Annotated in this window: 19 protein-coding genes; 9 read left to right on the top strand and 10 right to left on the bottom strand. The window is 38.0% G+C overall.

Annotated features, from left to right (window positions below; genetic code table 11):
* The first annotated feature begins 35 nt into the window (after window positions 1–35).
* The gene (locus V4C51_RS04350; protein WP_330924908.1) at window positions 36–2,156 is read left to right on the top strand and encodes an alpha-galactosidase; all 2,121 of its coding nucleotides are present in this window, start codon (window positions 36–38) and stop codon (window positions 2,154–2,156) included.
* Window positions 2,157–2,357: 201 nt separating this feature from the next.
* On the opposite strand, the gene V4C51_RS04345 is transcribed toward V4C51_RS04350, so the two are convergent.
* A complete protein-coding gene (locus V4C51_RS04345; RefSeq protein WP_330924907.1) occupies window positions 2,358–3,041 on the bottom strand; it encodes a YopT-type cysteine protease domain-containing protein in 684 nt (227 codons plus the stop codon).
* A gap of 673 nt (window positions 3,042–3,714) precedes the next feature.
* Here V4C51_RS04345 and V4C51_RS04340 point away from each other — a divergent pair.
* The 5 genes from V4C51_RS04340 to V4C51_RS04320 all read left to right on the top strand — a co-directional run bounded on the left by V4C51_RS04340 (window position 3,715) and on the right by V4C51_RS04320 (window position 9,594).
* Entirely contained in the window at window positions 3,715–5,349 is a 1,635-nt protein-coding gene (locus V4C51_RS04340) for a radical SAM protein (RefSeq protein WP_330924906.1), read from the top strand.
* Entirely contained in the window at window positions 5,350–6,570 is a 1,221-nt protein-coding gene (locus tag V4C51_RS04335; RefSeq protein WP_330924905.1) for an MFS transporter, read from the top strand.
* Window positions 6,571–7,335 (top strand): class I SAM-dependent methyltransferase, encoded by a 765-nt coding sequence (locus V4C51_RS04330; protein WP_330924904.1) that lies wholly within the window; start codon window positions 6,571–6,573, stop codon window positions 7,333–7,335.
* Window positions 7,336–7,346: 11 nt separating this feature from the next.
* Window positions 7,347–8,381: a class II aldolase/adducin family protein gene (locus tag V4C51_RS04325; RefSeq protein WP_330924903.1), complete on the top strand. Its 1,035-nt coding sequence runs from the start codon at window positions 7,347–7,349 to the stop codon at window positions 8,379–8,381.
* Window positions 8,382–9,009: 628 nt separating this feature from the next.
* Complete coding sequence (locus tag V4C51_RS04320; protein ID WP_330924902.1) at window positions 9,010–9,594, top strand: hypothetical protein; 585 nt, start codon at window positions 9,010–9,012, stop codon at window positions 9,592–9,594.
* A gap of 573 nt (window positions 9,595–10,167) precedes the next feature.
* On the opposite strand, the gene V4C51_RS17865 is transcribed toward V4C51_RS04320, so the two are convergent.
* The 4 genes from V4C51_RS17865 to V4C51_RS04305 form a co-directional block, all read right to left on the bottom strand.
* Window positions 10,168–10,416 (bottom strand): helix-turn-helix domain-containing protein, encoded by a 249-nt coding sequence (locus tag V4C51_RS17865; RefSeq protein ID WP_420797630.1) that lies wholly within the window; start codon window positions 10,414–10,416, stop codon window positions 10,168–10,170.
* A gap of 24 nt (window positions 10,417–10,440) precedes the next feature.
* A complete protein-coding gene (locus V4C51_RS04315; protein WP_330924901.1) occupies window positions 10,441–10,740 on the bottom strand; it encodes a hypothetical protein in 300 nt (99 codons plus the stop codon).
* A 94-nt stretch (window positions 10,741–10,834) separates the two neighbouring features.
* On the bottom strand, window positions 10,835–11,461 hold the full coding sequence (locus tag V4C51_RS04310; RefSeq protein ID WP_330924900.1) for a LysE family translocator: 627 nt from the start codon (window positions 11,459–11,461) through the stop codon (window positions 10,835–10,837).
* Between the two features lie 43 nt (window positions 11,462–11,504).
* Window positions 11,505–12,308: a 2OG-Fe(II) oxygenase gene (locus V4C51_RS04305; RefSeq protein ID WP_330924899.1), complete on the bottom strand. Its 804-nt coding sequence runs from the start codon at window positions 12,306–12,308 to the stop codon at window positions 11,505–11,507.
* A 118-nt stretch (window positions 12,309–12,426) separates the two neighbouring features.
* Between V4C51_RS04305 and V4C51_RS04300 the strand changes: the two genes are divergently transcribed.
* Window positions 12,427–13,290: a P63C domain-containing protein gene (locus V4C51_RS04300; RefSeq protein ID WP_330924898.1), complete on the top strand. Its 864-nt coding sequence runs from the start codon at window positions 12,427–12,429 to the stop codon at window positions 13,288–13,290.
* An 81-nt stretch (window positions 13,291–13,371) separates the two neighbouring features.
* Here the strand turns inward: V4C51_RS04300 and V4C51_RS04295 are convergent, their stop codons facing one another.
* The 3 genes from V4C51_RS04295 to V4C51_RS04285 form a co-directional block, all read right to left on the bottom strand.
* A complete protein-coding gene (locus V4C51_RS04295) occupies window positions 13,372–13,980 on the bottom strand; it encodes a hypothetical protein (protein WP_330924897.1) in 609 nt (202 codons plus the stop codon).
* A gap of 226 nt (window positions 13,981–14,206) precedes the next feature.
* On the bottom strand, window positions 14,207–14,611 hold the full coding sequence (locus tag V4C51_RS04290; protein WP_330924896.1) for a hypothetical protein: 405 nt from the start codon (window positions 14,609–14,611) through the stop codon (window positions 14,207–14,209).
* Between the two features lie 204 nt (window positions 14,612–14,815).
* On the bottom strand, window positions 14,816–15,589 hold the full coding sequence (locus V4C51_RS04285; RefSeq protein WP_330924895.1) for a nuclease-related domain-containing protein: 774 nt from the start codon (window positions 15,587–15,589) through the stop codon (window positions 14,816–14,818).
* A gap of 576 nt (window positions 15,590–16,165) precedes the next feature.
* Here V4C51_RS04285 and V4C51_RS04280 point away from each other — a divergent pair.
* Entirely contained in the window at window positions 16,166–16,408 is a 243-nt protein-coding gene (locus V4C51_RS04280; RefSeq protein ID WP_330924894.1) for a type II toxin-antitoxin system ParD family antitoxin, read from the top strand.
* The gene (locus V4C51_RS04275) at window positions 16,405–16,704 is read left to right on the top strand and encodes a type II toxin-antitoxin system RelE/ParE family toxin (RefSeq protein WP_330924893.1); all 300 of its coding nucleotides are present in this window, start codon (window positions 16,405–16,407) and stop codon (window positions 16,702–16,704) included. Before V4C51_RS04280 ends, V4C51_RS04275 begins: the two co-directional genes overlap by 4 nt.
* A 445-nt stretch (window positions 16,705–17,149) precedes the next feature.
* On the opposite strand, the gene V4C51_RS04270 is transcribed toward V4C51_RS04275, so the two are convergent.
* Entirely contained in the window at window positions 17,150–18,274 is a 1,125-nt protein-coding gene (locus V4C51_RS04270; RefSeq protein ID WP_330924892.1) for a PIN domain-containing protein, read from the bottom strand.
* An 84-nt stretch (window positions 18,275–18,358) separates the two neighbouring features.
* Window positions 18,359–18,877 carry a hypothetical protein gene (locus tag V4C51_RS04265; protein ID WP_330924891.1) on the bottom strand — a complete coding sequence of 173 codons (519 nt, stop codon included), beginning with the start codon at window positions 18,875–18,877 and terminating at the stop codon, window positions 18,359–18,361.
* Window positions 18,878–18,969: the final 92 nt, after the last annotated feature.

Below are 18,969 nucleotides of genomic sequence, written 5' to 3'. Positions count from 1 at the left end.
TATTATCTCCCCGTTTCTTTAAGAGCCCTGTTGATATGACCCAATCACTGATTCACCTGTCTACTGCTTCAGTCAGCTTGCTGATCAGGGCGGGAAAGCGCCTGCCCGAAGTCGTATACTGGGGGAAAAAACTGCCAGAAAATCAGGACTACGACCGCTTTTTCTCAGCGAATCATCGTTCAGTGCCTCAGGCAAGAATTGATACCGATACCGCGCTTTCCCTTTGTCCAGAGCACGCTCGTGGACTGTTCACTGCGCCGGGGCTGGAAGGCAGCCGGTCTGGTAACTGCTGGTCACCAGAATTTACTCTGGAAGACGTTCTGGAACAGCCTGGCAGTGTAAGCTTTTCCTGCCGTGACCCCGATGCCGGACTGAAGCTGATAATCAATCTGACGCTGAACCAAACCAGTCATATTCTGGAAACGCAGCTGCAAGTCACCAATGAAGCTGCCAGTCCCTATCAACTGCAAAAACTCACCAATACACTGCCATTGCCTGCTGATGCTCGGGAACTGATGTATTTTCATGGACGCTGGACGCACGAATTCCAGACTGATCGCATTCTATTGGATCGTGGTGGGTATGCCATTGAGAATCGTCGCGGGCGCACTTCCCATGAGCATTTTCCTGGCATTATGATTGGCCAGCCAGGATTCAGTGAAACGTCGGGTGAAGTTTATGGGTTCCATCTTGGCTGGAGCGGTAATCACCGTTTGCATACGGAAGCTATGAGCGATGGACGTCGTTATATTCAGGCAGGTGAACTGCTGATGCCGGGCGAGATAATACTGGAAGCAGGGGAAAGTTACTCAACTCCAACCCTGTTCAGTTGTTATAGTGAAAAAGGATTAAACGTCATCAGCAAACAATTCCATCGTCATGTTCGCAACCAGATTATTCAGTTTCCCCAAGCAAAAAAAGTCCGCCCGGTGCACCTCAATACCTGGGAGGGCATCTACTTTGACCACGATCCCGATTACATTTTGAAGATGGTTCGTGCATCGGCAGAAATAGGGATTGAACGTTTCATTATTGATGATGGCTGGTTTTCGGGTCGCAATGATGATACTACCGCTTTGGGCGACTGGTATATTGATAGCCGGAAGTACCCGCGGGGCTTACAGCCTGTCATTGATTGCGTAAAAGAGCAGGGTATGGAGTTTGGTCTTTGGTTTGAGCCGGAAATGATCAGCCCGAAATCGGCTCTTTACCGAAACCATCCCCAGTGGATGCTGCATACGGAAGGTTATGAGCAGGTGAAAGTCCGCAATCAGTATGTGCTGAACTTGCAGATTCCCGAAGCCTTTGATTATGTACTCGGGCGCATGGATGAAATGCTAAGTACTTATGATATTAGTTATATCAAATGGGATATGAATCGAGAGCTGGTACAGGCCACCCATAACCATAAAGCAGCATTCCACGGCCAGGTAAACGCATACTATCGTCTGGTGGATGCGATTCGTGATAAACATCCCATGGTGGAAATTGAAACCTGTTCAGGCGGTGGTGGTCGTGTAGACTATGAGATCCTCAAACGCACCCACCGTTTTTGGGCTTCTGACTGCAATGATGCCCTGGAGCGTCAGCTTATTCAGCGCGGTGCCAGTTATTTTTTTCCACTGGAAATTACCGGTGCCCATATTGGTGCCAGGCTCTGTCATACGACAGGGCGACAGCATAATCTGGCGTTTCGGGGCATTACCGCGCTCTTTGGTCATATGGGCGTTGAGCTGGACCCAGCATGTGCTTCTGAAGAAGAAAAAGCGGCTTTTGCCAACTACATTGCCTTGCATAAATCCCTGCGTGAACTATTGCACACTGGCGAATATTTCCGCTGTGATACTGTCCATAAAGAGACTCAGGGCTGCGGGGTTATCCGTCAGGATAAGAGTGAAGCCATTGTCATGTATTGCCAGCTGGGCATGTCGGAATTTGCCCTGGCTGCTCCGTTGAAAATTCCTGAGCTGGATGATCACAAGACTTACCGGGTCGAATTGCTCGAAAGCAGTTCGTCTGACATCTACATAAAGCAGCCTAGCCCGTGGGTGGAAGAAGCGACAGAAATGGGCGGTGCCCTGTTAAAACAGGTGGGTTTGATGATGCATACACTGCAACCGGAGAGTGCGCTGCTGATAAAAATGACAGCCGTTTGATCAAGCACACTGAAATAGAGCAGGAGGCGTTAGTGCTAAACACCCGACATCCACCTGTTCTACCCCCGGCACCATCGTATCACAAAGTTTATGGGTGTCTTTTTCTTCCTCCTTTTTTTCCCTGAATAACCGATGCTTTCAACTCTTGTGAATAACGAGCCATTGGTCACTCTCTGACCGCCCCCTGTTTAATAGGAAAAATCAGAAGAGGCGACAACTATTATGCTGAGACAGGGGGGGATGGTTGATTGTTAGCAACAACCAGTAGTGATACGAATGACTTTCAGTGGCACGCTTTTTTTCTTCATTCCCGGCAGATAAAAATATATACATAATATGTCCTCTAAAATCTTGTTCATTGTCATACTCTATTAGGCCATAATTAGGGTCGAAAAACTGGAAGATTTCACCTTCATGGCGGAGGCCTATCATATGCCCCCCAACATCATCATTATCATTGGCTTTAGTATATATATAGGTAAGCGCGAAGTGGCCATTCTCAGAACTCACCTTGTCTAACACAGTTGCTAAATTGAGGCCGTGTGTTCCCATTATGCTGTCTTTGACAGACAGGTTATAGACTTTGAACATAGCAATTGAGTTATTAAATGGCTGCTTACGGTCTGCATCGGCGGCAGATCCGTATGCCATGTAGGCTGAATGAGTAATTGCCATGAAATGCTCAGAACCAAGCTCACCGTAAGTCTGAACACCTCTGCCCCCTGAAAGGATGCTGCTTTGAAGCCATTTTCCGACCATGGGAACACACACTCCATCAGTAGCCCCTCCGTGACTTTGCCAATGAATGCCTGAGTCACTTTTTACCTGCTTCCATTTGACTTTAGATTGAATAGTATTGTTTGTGCGAAAAATTATCCTCGGCATATCATCCCTTCATGTATGACTTTAGTACTCCGTCCGGCACCAGTTGGGAAAGAGTAGGAAAACAATAGGGAAAGAGTAGTAAAAGAGGAAAGAGAAAGAGTAAGACACCCATCAATTTGGCAAGCCTCTGCCACAGGAAAGCTATCCACACAATGCTCACAGACAGGTTTACTAAGCATCATCGTATCACAAAGCTTATGGGTGTCCTTTTCTTTCTTCTTTCTTTCTCCGCAAACTAACCAGGGGAATAAAATTAACCAGATGACATCTTGACAGTACGTCACTTATCGTGTAAAGTCTTCCCACCTTTACAAGATTTTAAATGTAAAGCGTAATAAAAAAATGAGGTAATAATATGAAAAAAGAAGCTAACCTGAAAATGAAGTTGTTTTTCTCAAAAAATAGGGTTAAAGCGAAAAAGAATACTTCTCTTCGTAGATCATTTATTACTTTCCAAGGTGTGGAAGGATAATATATATTTTCTATACAGTAGGCGGTATTAGGTATTCTCGTGCCTAATACTGTAAGTATCTGTAAATGAAGAGGTCAATTTTATGGAAAATATAAATAGTAGACGTGATCTGTCGTAAAATAGCAGCATATAAAAAATTGTTATAATTTTTTCCTGAAAATTGTAAGAAGAAAATGTATTGATAATAAATATTACTACAATATGAAAGAAATAATTTTTATAAGACCGCCAATAGCAGATAAATACAATGCTGTATCGACACAAGAGGAGCCAATAATTAGCTCATTTATTGGTTTTTTAGAAAATCATCTTAGTAAATACAATTTATTCAAATACACAGTAAAAGATTTTGTTCTTAACCCGAACTTAGAGCAGAAAGATTATCTGGCTGGAGAGGAATACATATATATAGTTGTATCTAGAGAAAAGGGAGCTGCACCTCATTATGCAGTAAGATTGGCAGAAAATATAAAGAATAATTTTCCTAAATCAAAAGTAATAATATATGGGCAGATTGCAACAGCAAAGAAAAAGCTTAAAGAATATATAAATAATGATATAAAATTGATAATACATGATGAAAAACAATTAGCGAGAGTTATAGGGTTTGATGGCGTAGATAAAATCCAATATGATTTTGCCATTGATTGTAGCCATATTCCTTATTTTGAAAACGCTATTATATGCAAAAAAAAACAAGAACTTTTCACAGCAGCAATAGAAACAACTAGAGGATGTGCTTATAGCTGTGATTTTTGTTTTGTTAATAACGAAGATACTTTTGAATCTAGATGGTCAGTAAGGGATAATGAAAGTATTTTACAAGACATAAATACTTATTACAAAAAAGGGTTGAGAAAATTCTTTTTTTTCGACCTGGAGTTCTTTGGATCAAATAAAAAGCATCATGAGCAGAGAGCCATTCTATTTAGAGAAATAAAAGATAGATTTCAAGGTATTAACTTCATGCTTTATGCTAGAGCAGATACGTTAATGCAATTCGACAACTTTAATCTCTTGAAAGAAGTAGGGCTGTATAACGTTTATTTAGGGGCTGAATCATTTTTTCAAAATGATTTAGATTCTTTCAAGAAAAGACTCAGTTCAAAATTGGTAAAGAAGTGTATAAACGAACTGCTTGATAGAAATATAAATATATTTTTAAGCTTAATTTTGTTCAATAGAAGTACAACCATTGAGTCATTAAAATACAACTTAAACTCCCTAGAGAATATTCTAAACCATGAAAATGCAGCATCTATAAGAATGCAAACTGCACTAGTTAATATAGAGCATAGCTGGGGGAATAAAGAGTTGGAAAAATATCCATTTAGTGATAATACATATACAAAATGGACAATGTATTTCCACTCACAAAATACTACAGGTTTTGCATTTGATAGTAAATTTGAACCTCTTATTGAAATCATGAGAGCATTATCTTATGAGAATGAGAAAAAAAGTACAGAGTTGAACTTTTCCTATATTAGTGAAGATTCAATATCTAAAAAAGGAATAGAACTTTGGTTTGCAAATATAGATTTATTCAGTGTTTATTGTTTTAAAGTTTTTCTTGAAAGATTTGAAGAGAATAAGCTTTTTATGAGCAAGCAATCAATACTTGATAATCTGGATCTTTTATTTGAAATGATTTTAGGGTTTAATAACGAATTCTTATCTTCATCACTGACAAATTTGTGTACTAACAATGAAACCTTAGTCATGTATGAAAATGAAGTTATTGATATTGGGGATCATGGTTTTGATTTGGAGATTCCTCCATTAAAAAAATATCTATCTTTTATGAAAAATAGAATAGAAATGAAGGATGTCTAAATGCTTACAATTTATAATGATAGAAAGTTAACTTTATTATATTACTTTCTTTATGGAGCTTATCGTCTTTTTACTACAATGAAGTTTCCAATTTTAACTCTATTCTTGTTATCAGAGGATATTTCTATTATACAAATAGGGGTAGGGTACTCATTGATGTCTCTTGCAGTAGTGCTCTCAGATACTCCTTTAGGGTACTTGGCCGATAAAACAAATGAAAAGGCTATATTTATTGGGGGAATTTTGATAGAAGCACTTTCCGCGTACTTCTTTTCACAAAGTAGTACAGTTACTTTGATGTATATATCATTTATTTTTTGGGGGATTGGAATATCAACTTTTTCTGGTGTTTTAGAAGGTTGGTATGTCAATAATAGCAACAGAATAGGGACTACCATAAAGCAATCACACGTATTTTCTAGAGTTCGAAGCATATCTAATATATGCACATTTTTTGGTATACTCACAAGCTCAATACTTACAACAATGTTTAGTTATGAGTTAACTCTGATAATAATATCAGTACTGTTAGTGATATACTCTGTATTTTCATCATTTATACTTAATAACTCTTTGTTAGAAAAAGAAAAAAATAACCACAACATATCTTTTAAAGAATATTTTTCTTTTATATTTAATGTTAACTTTATCAGGGTTCTTTTGTTTTTTTCTATTCTTGGGTTTATCTATAGTGGTTATGCGGCAATATGGATGCCTGTTTTTGAAAGTGTTTTAGGTTCTGAAATCAATCACTCTTTAATAATTAATTCATTAATATATGGTTCAATTTATTTACTCAGTGGATTGGCTATAATTTATTTTTCAAAATTATTAAATGTCTTTGTGGATTCAATATTAAAGCAAGTTGTTGTTCTTAGGATGTTGTTTGCGTCTAGCTTTTTCCTTATGGCAATTACAAATCAAAATATTTTTTTATTCTCTATATCAACTTTGCTGATGTTTATTTTTGGTGATCTAGAGTATGGACCTCTTTCAGAGATAAAAAATTCATTTTTGAATAATAATAATAGAATTTTTGGCTTGTCTGTTTTCTCGACATGTGAAAGAGTGCTTGCCAGTCTCGGTGGCTTTATAATAACAGCTTTATACAGTAATTTTGGAACATCTGTAGCATTTATTTTAGTTAGTTTATTAACGCTTCTATCTTTATTAGCGGTTACTCCTCTTATCGAAAAAAATAACAAGATGAAGGTTTGTTAAATGAAATCTATCGATGATCTGTACACTAAAAATGCTGCGATTTATGATAAAATATCAAATGATAGAGATTTTTCAGAGCAATCTAGAAAGTTGATCAATTATTTCAAACTTGATAGTAAAAATGTTGTTGATTTGTTTTCTGGTCCTGGACGACATATAAAATCATTTAATGATAACGGTGCTAATTGCATAGGAATTGATTTTTCTCAAGAAATGAGGAGGATAGCTATATCTAATGAATTTGCATGTGAAGAAGATTATATTTGCTTAAAACTTCCAGCCAAATCATGGCCTAAAAATGTAAATAATGTGCACGCTTTTTTGTTATTAAGATATTCTTGTGGATATTTAACAATATCTGAATTGAATGAGTTAATAATAGAGTGCATTAAAATTTCTCCAAATGGAAGTGGTGTGTTGATAATAGAGCTTCATTCAATGAAAAATGCTCATAATGGTTTTTTAGATCTTGAAATTATTGAAAGAGAATGCTTCTTTGAGGGCGGGAGCATTAAATGTAGATGGCCTTCTTCTAAACCATTGTATGATGATTTGAGTTCGCAAGTCGCAATGCCTGTAGAGATAGATGTATATAATGGAAATAAATTAAAAGAATCATTGAAGTATGTATCGAAGGAATCTATTCATAGTTTTGAGACCATACAGTTTATTGCAAACATCAATGGCTTGAAATCTGAGGTTGTAAATGACGAATCAGTATTAAACTATTTTCCAAACTCAGTCGTTGCTGCTATTTATTTGTGAGGAGCTTGATAATGAAAATGAACTATAAACGAGCGCTATCTGGTAAAGATGTAAGCGTAATACTAATCGACGAATTTAATAATGTTGATTTGTTTAATAAAGCAAGAAAAACTGCCAATAAATACGATATTGTATTATATACAGGCAGCAGTATTAGCGAAATAAATAACTTCAAAAACTTACATGCTAGAGATATTGTTCATTTTATTATAAGGCTTACGTCTAAGTTCTCAATCGAACTGATTGATAAAGTAGTAAAAAATATAAAATTAGACTATAAATCAGTATCAATTGCATTTAGCTACAAAGATTATAATGAATCTTTAAAGTTTAAAGAATGTGTAAATAAATCTAAGTGTTTGTACAGTAACTTAGATTGCTTTAATTTGATGCGTCCAGACACTCATCTAGAGTCAAGTTATACAGCGTCAACTATGAAAATAGTTGACAATATTATATGTGATACTATCAGAATAAAATATCATGCCGTATGTCTATCAAGATATAGTATTAAAAATGAGATTCCAAAAGATGTCGCTGATTTTTTTTCAAGAGCATCACATCTATACGGCGCATTCCAGATGTATCATAGATCAAATACTGATGGATATTTTTCCATTAAAAAAGATGATAAAATCTATATAACTGCAACAAAAACACAAAAGGATAAAAATTTATCATTTGATCGTATTTGTGTGATTCATAACTATAATGAGAGGGAAAATGCAATCTATTATAGTGGCTCATATGTCCCGTCGTCTGATAGTGTTGAGGCTATGATTGTTTATAACAATAATAGAGAAATTAATAGCATAATACATACCCATGATAGTATTAGGTTTACTAGAAACCCTCTAGCCATTAGCTATGACCGGATTGAGCCTATTGAATACGGCACAGCAGAGCTTGGCTATAGATTATCTGAAAGAATATCCAATGGCTTGAACGTTATAATCATGGAAGAGCATGGTGAGATCTTTGTTGGAAAAGACGATTATACTGCTTGTAATACATTGTTAGATGAAGTTTCTAAGATGATCAATTAATATCCTCACCACCCTAAGGGGCAGAGGTTCAAAATATTAAAGGACACCCATAAAAAAATAAAGGAAACAGCGAAAACAGGGAATAGAAAGGAAATAGGAAAAGAAATAGGACACCCAATAATTTAACCGGCAATGCCAAATTGGTGGGCAAGTTGATGGGTGTCCTTTTCTTCTTCCTTTTCTTCTTCCCACAACCTCTATAGTGATCACTTCACTATCGCTAAGCTTTGGCTGAAACCCTCTGATACGCAGAGGCTCAGGAAACAGTTCCTGAAACAAATCATCGATCAGGCAGAAGGTTTTGATGATAAACTCTTCGAGAGGCATGGCTGTCACCGAATGTAGCTTATTCTACTTACTACATTTATTGGTGCGGTCATGCCTCATTAAAAGTGAAAAGTCGGTCTTCCCATGACTTTAGAATGGAAGGGAGAAGAGTAGAATGAAGAGTAGAATAGAAGAGTAGGACACCCATCAATTTGGCATTGCCGGTTACATTTTTGGGTGTCCCGTTCTTCTTCAGTTTGAGAGTGCAACAGAGCAATAGCATAGTCAGAGGCGTTTGTTAGTCGTTGCAGTTATATATGGCGTAGCTGCCGTATCAAACTCAAAATGGATGGAAATCAATATGATGTTTGCTCATCAAGTGTTCTATGACAAGTGTCGCTTTCAAAACTTGTCAGGCCGAGTTTTTACCCTTGCTCGTCACCCTGTCCTGAATTGTGGCATGGGTGCTGAGTATCATTTAAAATTTCGAATTTATGAAGGCTCAGTCTTAGCCGGATATGTCCGAGTTGTTGGAAAACCCTATCACTCTGATAAGAAAGGGCAATCAGTCTATCATTTATATAATATTGATTTAGAGAAAGAGTATCAGAGTCTTTCTTTGGGATCACTGCTGCTCTATATCATTAACACAGAAATCCGTTTAAATGGAGGTGATTATCTCTACGCAAATTACCCCAAACCTGAAGCTCTCAGGTTTTACCTTCGGCTGGGCTTTATTCCAGACCCTGATGAGGTTAGGGTAATGAACAATTATTTATTATCAGCACCTTTTGGGCCTGATACACTCTCTTCCATAAACGACTTTTTATCTCTGAAGATAATGCTATCGGAGACCTACTCTAGATGGAAGTGTCACACCGAGGTGCTAAATGAGATACTGTGCGAAAAAATGTGTGAAAAATTCAAGTTTTTGCAGCCAGCCTAACGTAATCAGCATAGCAAGCTGGACTTTAAAACAAAGCTGAATGACGAGTGATATCGCCCCCCCGATAATAAAAAAGTACAAGACACCCAAAAAATTACCCAAAAATTTAATCGGCAATGCCAAATTTATGGGTGTCCTATTTTCCCTTCCTATTTTCCCTTTTCGCTCCTCTTCTGTAGCTTCCCGTTCAATAAGCAAGTTCCATACAGCCTTATCACTATCAATGATCGAATCTGAAAATACGATGCTTATCCCACCTGCCGGAAGAAAATCACATTCATGAACCTAAATTCCGCAGTTGAATTTTGTAAATTCCTTCTATTCCTTGTGACAGTTAGGCTTGCGCATTTTTATAACACCCCTTTTGGGTGAGTGTGCAAAATGGTTATAAACCTACGCTCGTATGGACTTTAAGAAAGGTGCTGATTTCAACTGATTAATTTAGGATGAATTTTATACACGTTCACACCTTAATCTTGATGTTTAGGATGAGCCACATAACGCCAAATTCAGGGGCGGCACGCCAGTGCTGTCCCCTGGAATTTTTTGTTATGTGGCGGTGTAACTTTATGGCTATTCCAGGCATGGCAAGGCATATATTGGAATTTCGATTTTCATGGTTCTTGGTTGACGAGGCTGTCGACTGATAAGACCCAATTTATGCAGCTTTAGAACCATCTGGTGAACTGTAGGTGCTGTAACCTTGAAATATTTCTGTAAATCAGACTCAGCAGGTGGAATACCATTGATTTTTGTAAAGTTATAGATAAAAGATAGGTATTGCCCCTGAAGAGGCGTGAATTCTAACTGATCTTGACTCATGAGAAAATTAATATGCCTCTAAACTTACAAGCGCTTGCTGTCCCAGCCACTTGAATCTATATGAGCGAAGTTGCCAGCGGCATTTTTAGCCCTCTCACTGGAAAGGGTTTGACCGCAAAATGGACAATTATAAATTTCTAAAACTGTTTGCCAAATAGTATCACCAACATTTTCGAGGTAGTGATTATCTTCCAACTCCTCTTCTGTAGCTTCCCGTTCAATAAGCAAGCTCCATATAGCCTTATCACTATCAATGATCGAATCTGAAAATACGATGCTTATCCCACCTGCCGGAAGAAAATCACATTCATGAATTTTATACACGTTCACACCTTAATCTTGATGTTTAGGATGAGCCACATAACGCCAAATTCAGCGGACGCCGTAGGCGTCCGCTGAATTTTTTGTTAGGTGAAAATTAAATAAATACTTTCACTAGCTCTGTGTAAAGTATGTAAAGTGCAAGAATTAATATTATGACTGAGAAAAAGTGATCAATATAAATTGAGTATTTCTCAAACACTTTTTTTATTGATCTAGTATTTAAAGAAAGTGCTAAAAATGCAAACCAAGCAAAGGTCATACAAGTAAAAATTACTCCAACCATTGAAAATAGGGCATTATCTTCACCTGGCCTTATCAAGGGCGAAATAACACTAACAAAATAAACTAATGCTTTTGGGTTTAGCAAATTTGTTAAATAACCATCTCTAAAAGCTGTTAACCCGTTACTATAATTAATAGCTGTTTGAGCACCAAATTCACTGCCATTCGATTTAATTCCTAAAACCCCCATCTTTATAAGCCATAAACAGCCAAGGACAACTACGATACTATATAGGATTTTTGATTGGCTTAAAATAATTGAAAGCCCTAGGTAAACCATTAATAAGTGAGTTGCAACCCCTAATGCAATGCCAATACAACACATAATAGTTTTATTTATTTTTCCAGAAAGACTTGACCTCAAAACAACAATAAAATCTGGCCCAGGGCTAGCCAATGCCAAGAAGTGGATGCCAACTAAAATTAATAATTTTTCCATGATGCCACCTATAATTATGATAATTACATATTTACTACCTTCACTAACTCCATAGAAGTAGCGGTTTATTTTGTCCGCAATAGCCTATGAAGCATGAAATACTCAACCTATCATCAGAAGATGGTGTTACTGCATGAACATTATTAGAGTTAAATAAGACTAAAGATCCAATACTTGGTTTTAACTTCACATCTGAAGATCTGATCAGGTTTCGATCAAACGCATATGAAAAATCAGGGCGTTTATCTTTAAGGTTTTTAAATTCCTCATCACTAGCTGCCCAATTCCATATTTCAAGCTCTCCACCTTGGTTAGGAACATTTAAATACACATTAGCAGCTATTTGTCGTTTGACGATTTTACTAATATCTGTATCAGGGGCATCTCTCTGTATTATGTCTTGATGTGGTTCAGCAGAAGCCTCAGAGGTAAAATACCTAGCTAGACCCACGAATATCTTTTTACCATTAACTGATGCCAGCGTTGAACCATATGGCCAGATATCATCCAGATAAACTCTCAATGAATCAATCGGGCTGATAAGAGGAAAACAGCACCTTCTTAACTCAAAAATCCATTGTTGTGAACTTTCAAAATATTCATTTTGAGTTTTCTTACTTGCTATTGTTTCGTAAAAAGCTTTTCCTATTCTGCCTATTTTTGGAGCATTCTCATAAAATCCCAATATCATATTATTATGTATTTTTTTCGTTAACGATGAACATGTATTTTCATCAAAAAAATCAGGTATATTTAGTAACAAACTCCTATTTTCAAATATACCAAGCAGGTCTGCCCTTTTTACTTCTTTAATAGTCTTTATTTTATTTTTCTCAGCAATTTCCATTGCTCGCTCCTTCTTCACTTTTTCGCCTAACGCTTAGCTCAGCCGACGCCATAGGCGGTCGGCTGGAGCTATTTGTTGTATGGCGCTTACTCTAAAATCCAGTCCGGGATGATGTGATATGCTCAAAAAGTCAAAATATACTGGTGTTCTCAACATTGCAGGCAACGAAATTCATTGTGCTGTCTTGGACGATGAGACCAGGATTGTAAATGGTACAAATGTTCTTAAGGCATTTGGGCGTAAACAGATGGGTGCTTCTAAGCACCAAGGTATATCACCGATTCTCACATCAAAAAGTCTTGAGCAATATGTTCATGACGATGAAGCTAGAAAGCTCACTCCTATTACATATGTAGCTAAGAATGGAAGAGAAATTAGTGGTTACCATGCAGATGTTATACACATCATTTGTGAAATATATTTGCGTGCCAGAGATGCCGGCACTTTGTCGGATGGTCAACTACATCTAGCAATTCAAGCAGATATTATTATCCGTTCACTAGCAAAAACTGGTGTTATAGCTCTTATTGATGAAGCTACTGGATACCAATATGAACGTGAACAAGATCACCTCCAAAAAGTTCTTGCAGCCTATATCAGTGAAGATTTCTTAAAATGGCAAAGGCGCTTTCCTCGTAAGTTTTATCAAGAGTTGTTTAGACTATGTGGCTGGGAATATGATCCAATGTCACTCAAACGACCAGCTTATGTAGGTAAGCTCACTAATAAATATGTTTATGATCTACTTCCCAATGGCGTATTGACGAAGTTAAGAGAGCTAAACCCTAAAAATGAAAATGGAGGTAGAGCTAGAAAGCATCACCAGCATTTGAAGGATGCTGGCCTTCAGCATTTAGAAAGGCATCTAACCAAAATAATTACTCTTTTTGAAATTTCAGATGATTTTCATCAGTTAGACGCGCATGTTAACCGGATATTTAACGACGTAGATCAGTTATTACTTAGCCTTCCCGAAAAGTGATTTAACTTGATTATCTTAAACACGGATGTTGATTAGCCATACAACGCTTGCATGTGGGGCTGACGCCGCAAGCGGCAGTCCCTACGATGCACTTGTTAGAAGGCGATTAATGAGATCTAAAAATTGATTCCAGCCTAGCACCACTGTTATTACCGAGCTTACTAAACCAAATAATGCGATGAGACCAGAAAATATTTTAAATATACTGCTAGAAATTATTCTTGTGACATTCGTTTCACTGAGAATGCCTAATGAAGAAAGCATATAGGCAGGAATAGATACGATTTCACTGACACCTACATGGAGCCATTTTAGTGGATTCTTAAGGTCACTTACAATTAAGTCAATTCGATCTTCCACTATTCCTATATGTCGGACCAGTGTATCTTGGATTGTTGATGCATATTGATTAGCGACTCCATCCCTAAGAATATAATCTTCAAGCGCATGCTTAAGATCAGGTAACATACTCAAAATTACCGTATAATTTTTGTATGCAAAATTTTGGTATGGTGGCTTGTAGCTATGAATAATACCTGTAACACCAAGCTGATTTTGCATCTTATTTGATCGATGAATCATCCAAGTATAATATTTTACTTCGTCACCACCACTTTCCATATATGCTTTGAAGTTTTCAAAAAACTCCAAGGCAAATTCAAGTTTTTTATTTTGCCTTCTTCCTTTCAAATTAAGAATAAAGAAGCCGTAACTACATATGGCTAAAAAGTGTTAGCAATACATAAAATCTATCCATATACCCTCAATATTGTTTAGCCTTCTAACGCCGCCTTCAAGGGCCGCACGTCAGTGCGGTCGCTTGGAAGGCTTTGTTAGGTGCGTTGTTGATTGAAATGAGATTTAGAGCTTTCTGCCCACAATATAGGTTGGATGGTTTGACTAGTGGAAACTTTAATCAATTACCGAAATTGTAAAAGTCTGTATCACCAATGCTTTGAGTAGTGCCGGATGACCCATCATTAAAGTTATGGAAGGTAGTACTACCTATAGATTGAGAAGTACCGGATGTGCCGTCATTGTAATTATGGAAAGTAGTTCCACCGATATTCTGAGATGTTCCATTCAAGCCATTGTTGAAATTATGAAATGTGGTTCCACCTATACTTTGTGAGGTTCCACTCATACCATTATTAAAGTTATGGAAAGTTGTACCACCAATATTTTGTGAAGTACCACTTGTGCCATCGGCACAGTTATAGAATGTAGTTCCTCCAATTGTATTGCTGGTGCAACTTGCATAGCTTTGGAGAGATACTCCTAAGGTTAATACTACCAACGAGTTTAACATTAATTTTTTCATTTACATTATCCTTTGTTTATTTTTCTTAATATGATACTAGCAAAATAAAACATATGTTTTAGGATAATTAATTTATGACACATCTTTCAAACTTAACCATATGAAAAATAAGTACTATTTGCAAGCCGTACTCTAAATACTGAAGTAGCACCTAACGCCTGCATAAGCGGCGGCGCGTCTAGCGCCGTCCGCTGGATGCTCTTGTTAGGTGCAAATTGCACGACACTTTGGAAATTGGCTACAACCCCAAAACTTGTTGCCTGCATTTGGGCCTTTTTTAGACACTCTCTGAACCATTGTGCTGCCACATTTAGGACAAGTTTTCTCTGTGGCTTTCTTGGCTTTTATCTCTTTGACATGCTGAGCATGATCTCTATGAGTTTTTATAGAGGGCTTGAGACGGCCAGACTCAATGGTATGAATAACTGACTCTTTTTCTGTGAGAGATAGAATTTTCTCTTGCTTGGAATTTATGTAATGAATTAGACCACCTGCATAGGTTACATTTGTAGGCATTTCTGTCTTGAACTCACTGTCTCCGACAAAAACTATGACTGAAAATATTTTGGATTCTGGGATATCTAAACAAGAAGCCAAGGTTTTTGTGTGTTTATAGTTCTGGTGTAATGGGTTTTGAAATTTACTGGTGTGTTTGTATATTTTCTGAGTCCATTGCCTATGCTTCTCTGAACCAAAAATCCAACCCTTCATATTTTTTGTTTCAACAACAAAAACTCCTTTGGATGAAACCAGAATATGATCGATTTGCGTTGTTCCATCTTCTGTAGGAAGCGTCACATTTTTTATGAGATGATATTCATCTTTATCAAGTCGAACCTTTATGGCGAAGTTTACAATCACCTCTCCAATGTAACCTTTGAACCAAGGTGATTTAAAGATCCCGACAAGAATCAGAAGGGGAATGAAATACCAAAAAGAAGATATTGCATTCCATATTATTGATGTGTAATCGATCATGTTAACTCGATGTTGGTTTTGCACCTAACGCCAAATTCAGGGGCGGCGCGTCTAGCGCCGTCCGCTGGATGCTCTTGTTGTGCGCGAACTCGCCGCTCGTGAGCCTGAAGGCCGGCACCCAACTATGTTTTCTCTGTTCATGGCAGAGAACGTGAAGCCCTGACGAACAGAAAAGCTGCGATAAACGGCAACGCTGAAATTTGCTGCCAAACCTCTGGCACGGATTTTAGCCTGGCGTTGCACGAAAGAAAAAGCTCAAAACTGATTTGCCAGAAACACCATAACTTGAAGAGCGGCATACTGCTGAAACTGGCATGGCACGAGGAAAGAAATGCAAATCTCTCCCGCCAGAATCCACAAAACCATTTTCATTTCTGTTGAACTTCCAGTCAGAGAAAAGCTATGCACTATAGCGCACAACGCCTGCTTCAGCCGCGCACCGAAGGTGCGTCGGGTGGAGGGCGAAGCCCGGAACGAACTGGAAGCATTTATTATGCGCCTGCTTGACTTATGAATATGGTGTACCATAATCAGGTATATATTGGTATTCACTGTTAAATTAAGAGGCAATCACAAATGGCCAAAAACACCAGTATAACTTTGGGTGAGCACTTTGATTGGTTTATTTCCAGCCAAGTTGAAAGCGGTCGTTACGGTTCTGCCAGCGAGGTTATTCGTGCTGCTTTACGCTTACTGGAAAGTAAAGAAACCAAGCTCAACACTCTCAGAAATTTGCTTATCGAAGGTGAAGAAAGCGGCCTTGCTGAGTACGACTATGATACCTTTATTAACGAACTTGATAATGAAGACAAAGAATGAAGCCTTTTGCCTTAACTAAGAAGGCCAAGGCCGACTTGAGAGAAATTGCAAAGTTCACAATGAAACGCTGGGGCAGAGAGCAAAGGAACCTTTATTTAAAGCAATTTGACGACACTTTTTACCTGCTGGCTGATCGACCAGAAATAGGTAAATCTTGTGATGAAATCAGAAAAGGCTATCTGAAATTCCCTCAAGGTAGTCATGTAATATTTTTCCAGCAATCCAATAAGAAGCAGATAGAAATTATCAGAATTCTCCACAAGAGCATGGATGTTGAGATTCACTTTGGCGCATAACGCCCGCATAAGCGGCGGCGCGTCTAGCGCCGTCCGCTGGATGCTCTTGTTGTGCGCGAACTCGCCAGAGCTGGGCCTGAAGATCGGCACCCAACTATGTTTTCTCTGTTCATGGCAGAGGGCGTGAAGCCCTGACGAACAAAAAAGCTGCGGTAAACGACAAAGCTGAAATTTGCTGCCAAACCACTGGCACGGATTTTAGCCTGGCGTTGCACGAAGGAAAAAGCTCAAAACTGCCTTGCCAGAAACACCCCCACTTGAAGAGCAGCATACTGCTGAAACTGGCATGGCACGAGGAAAGAAATTCAAATCTCTCCCGCCAGAACCCACAAAACCATTTTCATTTCTGTTGAACTTCCAGTCAGAAAAAGGCCATGCACTATAGCGCACAACGCCTGCATCAGCGGACGCCATAGGCGACCGGCTGGATGCACTTGTTATGTGCTTACTCGCCCTCACCATAATCCAGATCTATTGTACCAAAATCAACAGATGAAATTTGATCTACCACCTCCACCTCATCTATTTCGAGGTCATTAATATCACCAGAAAGATCACCGCTTAATGTTATCAAAATTTCTGATTCAAAATCAGCCTCTGCTAAAGCAGATACAGAGCCCATACCAACATGATCTCGATCGATAGAGTCATAGACAGAAAGAGAAAATTCGCCTTCAGCTTCAATCGTTATTTTTGCTGATATTTCAAAAACAACCCATTCATCATCAGAATCAATGACCCTAAACTCATGATTAATAAGTTCGAAATTTTTAAACCAACCATTAGAACCTTCCGGCTCCCAGTATAAGTGAGAATCAGCTTCTTGATCAGGCGTTAAACCATCTAAGGCAAAAGATAGTTGAGTTTCTAATTTTTGAAGGAATGAACTTGCAACCTCATTATCAAGCGCAACCTTTAAATTTCCTACTAACACAAATGGTGCTGTTGCAGTTTGGAAACTAGCTAAACCCTCCGAGAAGCTCTCGAGGTAGTCTATGCGATTAGAAGTTTTGCAATATGCTTTCCAGTCATTGTCTTGTGCAATGGCTAAAACTTTCTTATCCTCTCTTTCTGCCCACTCTTCTATTGCAAGCAGTACAATAGCATCAGGAAATTCATTTTTCTTTTTTCCTGTCTCTGAGAATGGAGCTGTATTGGAAAAGTAACTCTCAAGCACCTTTTGTACAGATACAAATTCACCACAATCAATAACTAGCGCACCAGTATTTTTTATAAAATTAGTTAATCTTGAATAAGCCAAGCTTTTAATTTCATGACTATCTATTAAAAGCTGTTTAGCATTATTCAATGCACTGCCATCAAAAAACAAATGATAGCCTGCTTCATTAATTGATTTTTCTAAAGCACTTCTCGCTACCTTAATTTTCTTTTCAAGGTGAGATTGAATTTCATTTTTTATTACGTCTGGTAAAAGGTATTCAATAGGGCTTTCACGAAATTGCTTGATCTGACCAAGTAAACCCGTTTCTAATCGAAGACCATTACTGTCAAATATTGAGGTGTCTACAACGATTGCTTCGTATTCTTTATTAATTTCTGAATCACTCATATTACTACTCAATTTGCATGGAAACTATCTGGCACATAACGCTGCCTTCAGCAGACGCCGCAGGCGGTCTGCTGGAAGGCTTTGTTATGCATTGTATTTCTGGGGTTTTTGGATACCGAGAGCTTTAGCAATACGCTCAAACCCTAACTCATTTTTGAAAGGCTCTATTTCTTCTTGTAACTTTTTCAGCCTCACTTTTTCCCACGATGAAGTTTTATTATGATATTTTTTTATAAATTCGGGTGTTAGCGTATAAAATTCAGGTTCTGAACTACCACTCGTCCCATCACGACCTCGATAAAAATCACCAATATTCAAGAATGCAATTATTAAAAAATCAAAAGCATCTAAACATTTTTCTTTGATTGGAAAGCCTCTATCACAATCTGTTGCATAGCGGCTTTTAACTTGAATACGTACCTGAGCTAGCTCACTCTTTTTGGGTTTATATCTTGGATCTGGATTTATGCAGATGAGATCATAGCCCTCATTCAAATCAGGGGCCTTATAGGTAAGGATATTTCTCCTCATTAAAAAACCTTGGACTAAATACTCTGCTCCAGTAGATACAACAGGTAACCTTAACGCTTCCTTTTGACTCATGAATCTTCCTTATGTGAATGAGGCATAACGCAGAGTTAAACGGCGCGAACGCAGTGAGCGTCCGATGGAGCAGCAACGCTGCGGAATGAATT

Source organism: Candidatus Sororendozoicomonas aggregata, from assembly GCF_031528575.1.
In the GTDB taxonomy this organism is placed as follows: Bacteria; Pseudomonadota; Gammaproteobacteria; order Pseudomonadales; family Endozoicomonadaceae; genus Endonucleibacter; species Endonucleibacter aggregata.
Note: the sequence above shows the minus strand (reverse complement) of the source record. Positions and strands in the feature narration are given on the sequence as shown.

Bases quoted from the DNA above. Each gene is read 5' to 3' on its own strand.
- V4C51_RS04350 (WP_330924908.1), top strand. From the start codon at position 36: ATGACCCAATCACTGATTCACCTGTCTACTGCTTCAGTCAGCTTGCTG.
- V4C51_RS04345 (WP_330924907.1), bottom strand. From the start codon at position 3,041: ATGCCGAGGATAATTTTTCGCACAAACAATACTATTCAATCTAAAGTC.
- V4C51_RS04340 (WP_330924906.1), top strand. From the start codon at position 3,715: ATGAAAGAAATAATTTTTATAAGACCGCCAATAGCAGATAAATACAAT.
- V4C51_RS04335 (WP_330924905.1), top strand. From the start codon at position 5,350: ATGCTTACAATTTATAATGATAGAAAGTTAACTTTATTATATTACTTT.
- V4C51_RS04330 (WP_330924904.1), top strand. From the start codon at position 6,571: ATGAAATCTATCGATGATCTGTACACTAAAAATGCTGCGATTTATGAT.
- V4C51_RS04325 (WP_330924903.1), top strand. From the start codon at position 7,347: ATGAAAATGAACTATAAACGAGCGCTATCTGGTAAAGATGTAAGCGTA.
- V4C51_RS04320 (WP_330924902.1), top strand. From the start codon at position 9,010: ATGATGTTTGCTCATCAAGTGTTCTATGACAAGTGTCGCTTTCAAAAC.
- V4C51_RS17865 (WP_420797630.1), bottom strand. From the start codon at position 10,416: ATGAGTCAAGATCAGTTAGAATTCACGCCTCTTCAGGGGCAATACCTA.
- V4C51_RS04310 (WP_330924900.1), bottom strand. From the start codon at position 11,461: ATGGAAAAATTATTAATTTTAGTTGGCATCCACTTCTTGGCATTGGCT.
- V4C51_RS04305 (WP_330924899.1), bottom strand. From the start codon at position 12,308: ATGGAAATTGCTGAGAAAAATAAAATAAAGACTATTAAAGAAGTAAAA.
- V4C51_RS04300 (WP_330924898.1), top strand. From the start codon at position 12,427: ATGCTCAAAAAGTCAAAATATACTGGTGTTCTCAACATTGCAGGCAAC.
- V4C51_RS04290 (WP_330924896.1), bottom strand. From the start codon at position 14,611: ATGAAAAAATTAATGTTAAACTCGTTGGTAGTATTAACCTTAGGAGTA.
- V4C51_RS04285 (WP_330924895.1), bottom strand. From the start codon at position 15,589: ATGATCGATTACACATCAATAATATGGAATGCAATATCTTCTTTTTGG.
- V4C51_RS04280 (WP_330924894.1), top strand. From the start codon at position 16,166: ATGGCCAAAAACACCAGTATAACTTTGGGTGAGCACTTTGATTGGTTT.
- V4C51_RS04275 (WP_330924893.1), top strand. From the start codon at position 16,405: ATGAAGCCTTTTGCCTTAACTAAGAAGGCCAAGGCCGACTTGAGAGAA.
- V4C51_RS04270 (WP_330924892.1), bottom strand. From the start codon at position 18,274: ATGAGTGATTCAGAAATTAATAAAGAATACGAAGCAATCGTTGTAGAC.
- V4C51_RS04265 (WP_330924891.1), bottom strand. From the start codon at position 18,877: ATGAGTCAAAAGGAAGCGTTAAGGTTACCTGTTGTATCTACTGGAGCA.